1 rRNA gene is annotated in these 506 nt (G+C 57.1%); it reads left to right on the forward strand.

Annotated features, from left to right (window positions below):
* Window positions 1-506, forward strand: a 23S ribosomal RNA gene (locus LD028_RS02525); the annotation flags it as partial.

The following is a 506-nucleotide window of genomic DNA, read 5'->3' on the forward strand; positions in this document are numbered from 1 at the left end:
GTAGGCGATGGACAACAGGTTGATATTCCTGTACCACCTCCTCACCGTTTGAGCAATGGGGGGACGCAGGAGGATAGGGTCAGCGCGCGACTGGTTGTGCGCGTCCAAGCAGTTAGGCGCCTCAAGTAGGCAAATCCGCTTGAGTAGGCTGAGCTGTGATGGCGAGGGAAATGTAGTACCGAAGTGCCTGATTCCACACTGCCAAGAAAAGCCTCTAGCGAGGTGAGAGGTGCCCGTACCGCAAACCGACACAGGTAGGCGTGGAGAGAATCCTAAGGTGCGCGGGAGAACTCTCGTTAAGGAACTCGGCAAAATGACCCCGTAACTTCGGGAGAAGGGGTGCTCCCTCGGGTGAATAGCCCAGGGGAGCCGCAGTGAAAAGGCCCAAGCGACTGTTTATCAAAAACACAGGTCTCTGCGAAGCCGTAAGGCGAAGTATAGGGGCTGACACCTGCCCGGTGCTGGAAGGTTAAGGGGAGCGCTTAGCGCAAGCGAAGGTGCGAACC

The sequence above is a fragment of the Anoxybacillus sp. LAT27 genome (genome assembly GCF_022030075.1).
Lineage (GTDB): Bacteria > Bacillota > Bacilli > Bacillales > Anoxybacillaceae > Anoxybacillus > Anoxybacillus kestanbolensis.